The 8474-nt window shown below is 67.4% G+C and carries 9 protein-coding genes and 2 pseudogenes; 2 read left to right on the top strand and 9 right to left on the bottom strand.

All coding sequences use genetic code 11. The features are described from left to right. Positions 1-479 (top strand): annotated as a pseudogene (locus A5625_RS10550) (hypothetical protein); the annotation flags it as partial. On the opposite strand, the gene trmD reads toward A5625_RS10550, so the two are convergent. The 5 genes from trmD to A5625_RS10525 all read right to left on the bottom strand — a co-directional run bounded on the left by trmD (position 476) and on the right by A5625_RS10525 (position 3123). Beyond that, positions 476-1171: a tRNA (guanosine(37)-N1)-methyltransferase TrmD gene (gene trmD / locus A5625_RS10545; protein WP_066992619.1), complete on the bottom strand. Its 696-nt coding sequence runs from the start codon at positions 1169-1171 to the stop codon at positions 476-478. The pseudogene A5625_RS10550 and the gene trmD overlap by 4 nt on opposite strands. A 9-nt stretch (positions 1172-1180) precedes the next feature. Further along, positions 1181-1717 (bottom strand): ribosome maturation factor RimM, encoded by a 537-nt coding sequence (gene rimM / locus A5625_RS10540; RefSeq protein ID WP_066992616.1) that lies wholly within the window; start codon positions 1715-1717, stop codon positions 1181-1183. A gap of 17 nt (positions 1718-1734) precedes the next feature. Next, positions 1735-1977, bottom strand: coding sequence for an RNA-binding protein (locus A5625_RS10535; protein ID WP_003878715.1), 243 nt, complete (start codon positions 1975-1977; stop codon positions 1735-1737). Positions 1978-1985: 8 nt separating this feature from the next. Further along, entirely contained in the window at positions 1986-2507 is a 522-nt protein-coding gene (gene rpsP, locus A5625_RS10530; protein ID WP_066992613.1) for a 30S ribosomal protein S16, read from the bottom strand. A gap of 196 nt (positions 2508-2703) precedes the next feature. Next, positions 2704-3123, bottom strand: a complete 420-nt coding sequence (locus A5625_RS10525) for a nuclear transport factor 2 family protein (RefSeq protein ID WP_066992610.1) — start codon at positions 3121-3123, stop codon at positions 2704-2706. A gap of 79 nt (positions 3124-3202) precedes the next feature. Between A5625_RS10525 and A5625_RS10520 the strand changes: the two genes are divergently transcribed. Next, positions 3203-4075 (top strand): D-alanyl-D-alanine carboxypeptidase family protein, encoded by an 873-nt coding sequence (locus A5625_RS10520; RefSeq protein WP_369830001.1) that lies wholly within the window; start codon positions 3203-3205, stop codon positions 4073-4075. Here A5625_RS10520 and A5625_RS10515 read toward each other — a convergent pair. The 4 genes and pseudogenes from A5625_RS10515 to A5625_RS10500 form a co-directional block, all read right to left on the bottom strand. After that, complete coding sequence (locus A5625_RS10515) at positions 4072-4674, bottom strand: TetR/AcrR family transcriptional regulator (protein ID WP_066992607.1); 603 nt, start codon at positions 4672-4674, stop codon at positions 4072-4074. The genes A5625_RS10520 and A5625_RS10515 overlap by 4 nt on opposite strands. Position 4675: 1 nt before the next feature. After that, positions 4676-6493, bottom strand: coding sequence for an amidohydrolase family protein (locus A5625_RS10510; RefSeq protein WP_066992604.1), 1818 nt, complete (start codon positions 6491-6493; stop codon positions 4676-4678). A gap of 96 nt (positions 6494-6589) precedes the next feature. Next, positions 6590-8236 carry a serine/threonine-protein kinase gene (locus A5625_RS10505; protein WP_066992601.1) on the bottom strand — a complete coding sequence of 549 codons (1647 nt, stop codon included), beginning with the start codon at positions 8234-8236 and terminating at the stop codon, positions 6590-6592. Positions 8237-8273: 37 nt separating this feature from the next. Next, a pseudogene (locus A5625_RS10500) lies at positions 8274-8474 on the bottom strand (amidohydrolase family protein); the annotation flags it as partial.

Genomic DNA, 8474 nt, shown 5'->3' with positions numbered 1-8474 from the left:
AATTCTGGGGCCAGGGCGGCGGGACCGCCATCATCACCGAGGTGGCGGCCCGTTACGGCTTGACCTCCACCACCCCGGGCGACGACGGGCGCTGGTGGAACACCATGAGCTCGGTGACCGACCTGATCCGCTACTACGAGATGCTGCTGGACGGCTCGGGTGGGCTGCCGGCCGACGACGCCAAGATCATCGTCAACGACCTTTCCCAGTCCACCCCCAACGGGCTCGACGGCTACCCGCAGCGGTTCGGCATCCCGGACGGTCTGTATGCCGAGCCGGTCGCGGTCAAGCAAGGCTGGATGTGCTGTATCGGCAGCGAATGGATGCATTTGTCGACCGGTGTGATCGGGGCCGACCGTCGCTACATCATGGTGGTCCAGTCCCTGCAGACCACCGACGACGCCACCGCCCGCGACACCATCACCCGGGCGGTCAAGACGATATTTCCGGAGGGCCGCATCGACACGCCGCGGCTCTAGTTCGGCGGGTCCAGCAGCTCGGGGCGACGTTCCCTGGTGCGCTGCAGTGAGATCTCGCGGCGCCATGCGGCGATCCGCGCATGATCACCCGAGAGCAACACCTCCGGGACGTCCAGCCCGCGCCAGCTCGGCGGCCGGGTATAGCTGGGCCCCTCCAGACGGCGGTCCAGCGCCGGCGAGTGCGAATCGTCGCGGTGCGACGCCGGATTGCCCAGCACTCCGTCGAGTAGGCGCAGCACCGCCTCGATCATCACCACGGCCGCCGACTCGCCGCCCGGCAGCACGTAGTCGCCGATCGAGACCTCTTCGACCCGCATCCGCCGCGCGGCGTCCTCGATGACCCGCTGGTCGATGCCCTCGTAGCGACCGCACGCGAACACCAGGTGGGCCTCGGCGCTCCATCGCGTCGCTGTCGCCTGGGTGAACAGCCTTCCGGCCGGCGTGGGAGCAACCAAAAGTGTTTCCTCAGAGGCGATTTCGTCCAGCGCCGCACCCCACACCGGTGCCTTCATCACCATCCCCGGACCACCGCCGTAAGGGGCGTCGTCAACCGAGCGATGCACGTCATGGGTCCAGCGGCGCAGGTCATGCACGGCCAGATCGACCAGACCGGACTGAATCGCCTTGCCCGGCAACGATTGCCGCAGCGGATCCAGATAGGCCGGGAAGATGGTGATGACGTCGATTCTCATCTCGAAGCCCTACAGATCCAGCAGGCCTTCGGGCGGATCGATCTCGACGATGCCGTCGTCCAGCGACACCGACGTGACGATCGCCGTCACGAACGGCACCAGCACTTCCCGGTTCTCGTCGCCGGCTGCACCGGCTTCGCGCCGCACCGCCAGCAGTTCACCGGCTGCGGTGTGCAACACCTCGGCCACCACACCGATCTGTTCGCCGGCGGTGCTGCGCACCCGCAGGCCTTCCAGCTGATGGTCGTAATACGTGTCTGGCTCATCTATTTCGGGCAAGTCCTCGGAATCGACGACGAACAGGGTGCCGCGCAGCGCGTCGGCGGCGTCACGGTCGGTGACGCCGGCCAACCGCACCAGCAGTCGTCCGCCGTGCTCGCGGACACTCTCGACCAGACAGCTGCGTTCCCCGCCGCCACGAGACAGCTTGGCGCGCAACGTGTTACCCGGGGAGAAACGGGCCTCGGGATCGTCGGTGCGGATCTCGACCACCAACTCACCGCTGATGCCGTGGGCTTTGACCACACGCCCTACGGTCAACTCCACGGGAGTTCCATGAGCGACTACTGGTCGGTGTCCACCACGTCGACGCGGATGCCGCGGCCGCCGATGCCGGCGACCAGCGTGCGCAGTGCGGTCGCAGTGCGACCTCCGCGGCCGATCACCTTGCCCAAGTCGTCGGGATGGACGTGGACCTCGACCGTCCGCCCGCGGCGGCTGGTCACCATGTCCACCCGGACATCGTCGGGGTTGTCGACAATCCCGCGAACCAGATGCTCAACAGCGTCAACGACAACCGTACTCATCGCCGCGGTCAGCTCTCGGTCGTCGACTCGGCCTGCTCGCCGCCCTCGGCGGGCGCCTCGGCCTCAGCGGCCGTCTCCGCGGGGGTCTCGGCAGCGGGCTGCTGTTCGGCAGATTCGTCGGCGCCCTTCGCGGCCTTCTTGGCCGGCGCCTTCTTCTTCGGCTTGGCGGCCTCGGTGGTGGGCCCGCCGTCGGCTTCGGCCAGCGCGGCGTTGAACAGCTCCAGCTTGCTCGGCTTGACCGGGGCGACCTTCAGGCGGCCCTCGGCGCCCGGCAGGCCCTTGAACTTCTGCCAGTCGCCGGTGATCTTCAGCAGCTTGAGGACGGGCTCGGTGGGCTGGGCACCCACCGACAGCCAGTACTGGGCGCGCTCGGAGTTGATCTCGATGAGGCTCGGGTCTTCCTTGGGGTGGTAGCGACCGATGACCTCGATGGAGCGGCCGTCGCGCCGGGTCCGTGCGTCGGCGACGGCGATGCGGTACTGGGGATTGCGGATCTTGCCAAGCCGGGTGAGCTTGATCTTCACAGCCATGGTTAAGCGATCTCTCCTGTGTGTGTCACGCTGCAATTCAGCGATCGGGGCGGGATGCCCGGATCCGGTTTTGCCTCGCGTGTATGACCGGTCGGCGATGCGTAATCGCTCGGCGGACAGCCGCCCATTGTGCCAGAACGACGGGCCGCGGCAGAAATCGCGCGCCGGGATCGCAGGCGCGGCGACCGGTGCGGTCTTACATCACTTTCTGGAAGACCTTGGTCTCAGTCCGCCGCGTCATGCGCCAGCCGTCCGGCGTGCGCACGAACTCGTCGTCGTACCAGAGGCCGCAGAACAGCACCTGGTCCTTGTCGCCGCCCAGCACCATGGGGTTGAAGCAGATCACCCGCGACGAGGCCTTATCGCCGTCGACCTGGACGGAGAAGTTGCCGAGCATGTGCGCATACACCGGGAAGTTCGGCAGCACCTCGGCCAGCCACTTCTTCACCTCGGGATAGTGGCCCTCGATGCCGCCCAGCGCCGTGTAGTCGATGTAGGCGTCGGGCGTGAACACCTTATCCAAGTCGTCGAATCGGCGCTGGTCAATGGCGGTGGAGTAATCCACCAGCAGCTGCTGGATCTCGAGGCGGTCGGAGATTTCGGCCAGGCTCAACATGCAACGGACAGTACTGAAAATGCCCACGGAAAAGGGTCGGAAGTTAGACTTTGCGGCCATGCGAAAGCTCACTGGCCCGGTGTTCAAAGTGGTCGCCGCCCTGCTCGCGCTGGGTACCTGCACCGCCACCGTCATCACGTCGACCGCGTCGGCCGACAACATGCAACCGGTGGGCTCGATACCCATTCCCGACGGCCCGGCGCAAACCTGGATCGTCGCCGATCTCGACACCGGCCAGGTGTTGGCCGGCCGCGACCAGAACGTGGCCCACCCGCCGGCGAGCACCATCAAGACGCTGCTGGCCCAGGTGGTGCTGGACTCGGTGAGCCTGGACTCGACGGTCGTCGCCGACGTCGCCGACACCGAGGTGGAGTGCAACTGTGTCGGCATCAAACCGGGTCGCACCTACACCGCGCGCCAGCTCCTCGACGGCCTGCTGCTGGTCTCGGGCAACGACGCCGCCAACACGCTGGCGCACATGCTGGGCGGTCCGGACGTCGCGGTGGCCAAGATGAACGCCAAAGCGGCCTCGCTAGGAGCCACCAACACCCACGCCTCCACACCGTCCGGCCTGGACGGCCCCGGCGGGTCGGGCGCATCGACGGCGCACGACCTGGCGGTCATCTTCCGCGCGGCGATGGCCAACCCGGTATTCGCACAGATCACCGCTGAGCCGTCGGCGATGTTCCCCGGCGACAACGGCGACCACCCGATCACCAACCAGGACGAACTGCTGCAGCGCTACCCCGGCGCCATCGGCGGCAAGACCGGCTTCACCAACGCCGCCCGCAAGACCTTCGTCGGGGCCGCCTCCCGCGGCGGCCGCCGGCTGGTGATCGCGATGATGTACGGGCTGATCAAAGAGGGCGGTCCAACATACTGGGATCAGGCGGCGACGTTGTTCGACTGGGGATTCGCGCAAAGCCCGGAGTCCAGCATCGGCTCGCTCTAGAAAGCGGGATCCTCTAGAGCCGCTCGCAGCAGCGCCGTCAGCACCGGAATCCGCTGTTCGTCGAGTCCCGGCTGCGGGATGATGCTCTGCACCAGAGCAGCGCCGTCGAAGACGTTTGTCAGCAGTCCGACGATCACCGGGAATTTGTCCTCGGGGAACCGCTCTGCCCCCGGCAGCGCCCGGGCAGCATCGATGATCTTCTCCGCATACTGCCCGAGTTCCTGCTGCAGGGTGGCCTTGAGCTTCTCGTCGGTACGCGCGGCGACCAGCAGTTCGTAGAGCACCGCATTGCCCGGGCTGTGGGTGATGTCCCGCAGAATCGTCAGGCCCGCCTCCAGCGCCGGCTCCTCGGGCGGTATCGCGGCGACCCGCTTGGTGCCCCGCTCCATCAGGCGACGCAGCACCTCGGACGCCGTGGCCGCCATGAAATCGCCCATGGTGTCGAAGTGCCGGAACAGCGCGCCGACCGACACCCCGGCCCGCTTGGTGATCACCGCGGCCGATGCCCGCGCGTAGCCGACCTCGATGATGGTTTCGATGCAGGCGTCGAGGAGGCGTCCGACGGTTTCTTCCCGGCGCTGCTGCTGGGTTCTGGCCATGTCAGGCGGTGACGCTCAACGCAGGGCGTTCCCTACGGGCGCGCTGCCCCGCCCGCAGGTAGCGGCCGGATCGCACGGATTGACCGTAGCCGTCCCGGAATTGGCCTTTGGAATGGCTTCCGCCGAAGACCACCACGCCGCCGACACCGGTGGCGACCACGGCGTCGTCGTTGCGGTTGACCATGCGTCGCAGGCCGCCGTAGAACGGCACCGCTTCCTCGTGGTAGCCGTCGACGGATTCGTTCAGTCCGGCCGGGTCGATCACCACGAAGTCGGCGCGGTCGCCCTTGCGCAGCGTGCCGGCGTCGATGCCGAACCACTCCGCCAATTCACCGGTGAGCCGGTGCACCGCGTGCTCGATCGACATGAAGGGCGCGCCGGCGCGGTGAGCGTCCCGGACGCGCTTGAGCATCCGCAGCGAGAAGTTGTAGAAAGCCATGTTGCGCAGGTGCGCTCCGGCGTCGGAGAAGCCCATGTGCACGCTGCCTTCCTTGGCCAGCGCGTCGAGCAGCTTGGGGCGATGGTTGGCGACCACGGTCGTCCACCGCACATTGCGCTCTCCGTTTTCGACGAGCACGTCCAGGAATGCGTCGAGCGGGTGCAGCTTGCGCTCATCGGCGATGGCGCCAAAACTCTTGCCTATCAACGTTTTATCCGGGCATTCGACGATGACCGCGTCGTGGAAGTCGCGGTGCCACAGCGACGGGCCCAGTTTGACGCGGTCGAACTCGCGGCGGAACTCCCGGCGGTAATTCTTGTCCGCCAGTAATTTGTTGCGCTCCAACTGATCTCGCAAGTGCAGGGCTGCCGTTCCGGCGCCGAACTCCTCGAAGACTGGCAGATCGATTCCGTCGGAATACAACTCGAACGGCACCGGCAGATGCTGGAATCGCACATGAGAGCCCAGCAGCGTGTTCAGCAAACGGGTCGCCGGGCCGAACACGTAGACCGACAGCGGCATCGACTTGGCATCGGCGGACACCAGCATGCTCATCCGAACACCCTTGCCCCGGTTGAGCATTCGGCTGCTGGCCAGGAAGAACAGCATTCCGGTTGACGGCTTCGCCACATTGGGGGCGCTCTGCAGGATTCGGCCACGCTTGCGCAGCACCTTGATCAGCTTGCGGCGTTCCCGCCACGTCGCGAAGGTGGAGGGCAGGGCGCGCGAGCGGAACCGTTCGCCGTCGAGTTTGTCGATGGCCGCGTCCATCCCGGACATGCCGAGCAATCCGGCGTCGAGGGCCTCGTCAAGCAGTTGGGCCATCTTCTCCAGCTCGCCGGCCGTCGGGTGCACCGCGGCATCGGTGGCCCGATCCAGTCCGAGCACCGCGGTGCGCAGGTCCGAATGACCAAGCAGCGAACCAATATTGGGTCCGAGCGGCAGCCTGTCGATCGCTGCGACGTATTCCGCGGCCGTCGACCAGGTCCGGCGAGATTCCAACGCGCCCAAGACGTATTCGCGCGGCACCGCCTCCACCCGGCTGAACAGGTCGGCGGCGTCCTGCGATTCGGCGTAGACCGTCGACAACGAGCAATTACCCAAGAGCACCGTGGTGACGCCGTGGCGCACCGACTCGCGCAGGCCGGGATCCAGCAGCACTTCGGCGTCGTAATGGGTGTGCACGTCCAGGAAGCCGGGCACCACCCACTTGCCGGCCGCGTCGATCACCTCGGGGCACCCGGTCTCGTCCAGCGACTCGGCCACCGCGGCCACGACGCCGTCGCGGATACCGAGCGTGCGGGTCAGTGGTGCGCTGCCGGTGCCGTCGAACCACAATCCGCCGCGGATGATCACGTCGTAGGCCATGGCGTCCTCCATGTCGTCGATCGCCGAAACGCTAACATAGCTAGCAAGTGCTCGCAATCTTTTCCTGCGAGACACGTCGCCGCGCTAAAACTGCTGGTTGGCCACCGATCAATTCTGAGGCCGAAACGGCGCCGCCGTCGGCGCCACGCCGGGCGCGTGCCGCTCCTGGCTCTGCGGACCCGAGCCGGGCTCTGGCACGGCCACCGCCGGCGGCACCTCGCCCGTCCGGCTCGCCACTGTGGGCACCCTGATCACGGCCGACCGCTGGCCGCACTCATCCGTTTGCACGGTGACGACCTCCTCGCCGACGAACTCACCGTTGGGCTGCGGCCGCAGCGCGAGCACCATGGTCGTGCCCTGCGTGGATTGCGATCCGTCCGGCCCCACACACGGGAAGTTGAGATCCGCCGGCGCGGACTGCCACTCGCCGTCCGTGAATGTCATGAAGAGGGATCCCCCGCCTTGTGACATGCCCTGCATGTGGTCGTTGTCGTCGAGCTGCATCGCGGCGGCGGAGCAGCCCTCCGGCTTGCACGACGACCGGAACGCCCACCACGTTCTGACGTCCGGCGGCTGCGGATCGGCGATGTAGTTATAAGTCTGCTTGGTGCGCTCGGCCTCGATACGGTAGCTGCCGTCGAGTGGGGCCGGCGGGGGCGCCGGGGTAGTCGGCGCCGCAGCGGCGACCTGCTTGGGTGTGGTGCCGCTGTGGCGCCCGATAGCGATGCCCGCCACCAGCGCCCCGGCGACGAGTGCCACTGCCGCGGTCCCCAACAAGACCTTTCGCGGCCTGCGCTTCAGGGGCACGTCCGGTTCGTCCGGCGTCGTGGCCGCGACATCCTCCGGCGCTGCCGCCGTGTCCTTTTCGTCGCCGGCGTCCGGCTCGGGTTCGGTTTCGGTTTCGGGTTCGGGGCGTTCACCCGTCGACAGGCCCGCCAGTTCGCTTGCCGCCTGGGCGAAGTCGTGACAGGTGTCGAATCGGTCCTCGGGTCGTTCGGCGAGCGCCTTGGCGAAGACGCTGTCCAGGTGCGCCAGCTCGGGGCGCTGATCGCTGAGCCGCGGCAGCTTGCCGTCGCGATGCCGGCGCAACGCGGCCACGGGGTCGGCATTCGCAACCGGCGGCGCGCCGGTCAACAAGTGAAATGCGGTGGCCGCCAACGCGTACTGGTCCGCGCGCCCGTCGACGTTGCCGCCACTCAACTGTTCCGGCGCCGCGTAAGCAACAGTGACCTGCGGCGCGCCGTCAGCTGGCTGCGCGAGTTGCCGGGCGATGCCGAAGTCGGTCAGCAAGATTCGTTTTTGGCCGTCTTCAGGATCGGTCAGCAGGATGTTGGCCGGCTTCACATCGCCATGCGTCAGCCCGCGCAGGTGGGCGTAGTCGAGGGCGCCGGCGATGGCGGTGACCATGGCCAGCACCTCGACGGCCGGCGAAACGGCCGGGAACCGGTCGGTCATGAGCTGGCCGGCGGTGGTGCCTTCGATGTATTCCATCGCGATGTAGAGCTGGCCGTCGAACTGTCCGCGCTCGTGCACCTCGACGATGTGGGGGTAGTGCAGGTTGGCGACGATCGGGGTTTCCTCCCGGAACCGCGCCTTGAAGGCGGTGTCCGTCGACAGTTCGCGGGACAGCACCTTCAACGCCTGGCGGCGCGTCGACCGGGGGTCCTGGACGAGGTAGACCTCACCCGTCACTCCTGAACCCAGCCCTCGGGACACGATGTAGCCGGCAAAGCTCGCCCCGCTGGGCAACGACATTCGGCGATCCTATCCGCCCGCGCGTAGCGGCGCGCGGCTAAGCGGCCGGGTGAAACGTCCTGCCGCGCAGGATGATCAGATCAGGACTTTTCAGCACGGCCGGCCCGGAGCGCGGGTCCTGGGAGAAACACAGCAGGTCGGCGGAGGCGCCGTGATCCAGCCCGGGCCGGCCGAGCCAGCGACGCGCGTCCCAGCACGCCGCGCCCAGCGCCTCCGTCGGGCTCATCCCGATGCTCTT

It is taken from the genome of Mycobacterium sp. 1465703.0 (genome assembly GCF_001672975.1).
Taxonomy (GTDB): Bacteria; Actinomycetota; Actinomycetes; order Mycobacteriales; family Mycobacteriaceae; genus Mycobacterium.
Note: the sequence above shows the minus strand (reverse complement) of the source record. Positions and strands in the feature narration are given on the sequence as shown.

Excerpts from the sequence above, each read along its gene's own strand:
- trmD (WP_066992619.1), bottom strand. The coding sequence starts at position 1,171 with ATGAGAATCGACGTCATCACCATCTTCCCGGCCTATCTGGATCCGCTG.
- A5625_RS10535 (WP_003878715.1), bottom strand. The coding sequence starts at position 1,977 with ATGAGTACGGTTGTCGTTGACGCTGTTGAGCATCTGGTTCGCGGGATT.
- rpsP (WP_066992613.1), bottom strand. The coding sequence starts at position 2,507 with ATGGCTGTGAAGATCAAGCTCACCCGGCTTGGCAAGATCCGCAATCCC.
- A5625_RS10525 (WP_066992610.1), bottom strand. The coding sequence starts at position 3,123 with ATGTTGAGCCTGGCCGAAATCTCCGACCGCCTCGAGATCCAGCAGCTG.
- A5625_RS10515 (WP_066992607.1), bottom strand. The coding sequence starts at position 4,674 with ATGGCCAGAACCCAGCAGCAGCGCCGGGAAGAAACCGTCGGACGCCTC.
- A5625_RS10510 (WP_066992604.1), bottom strand. The coding sequence starts at position 6,493 with ATGGAGGACGCCATGGCCTACGACGTGATCATCCGCGGCGGATTGTGG.
- A5625_RS10505 (WP_066992601.1), bottom strand. The coding sequence starts at position 8,236 with ATGTCGTTGCCCAGCGGGGCGAGCTTTGCCGGCTACATCGTGTCCCGA.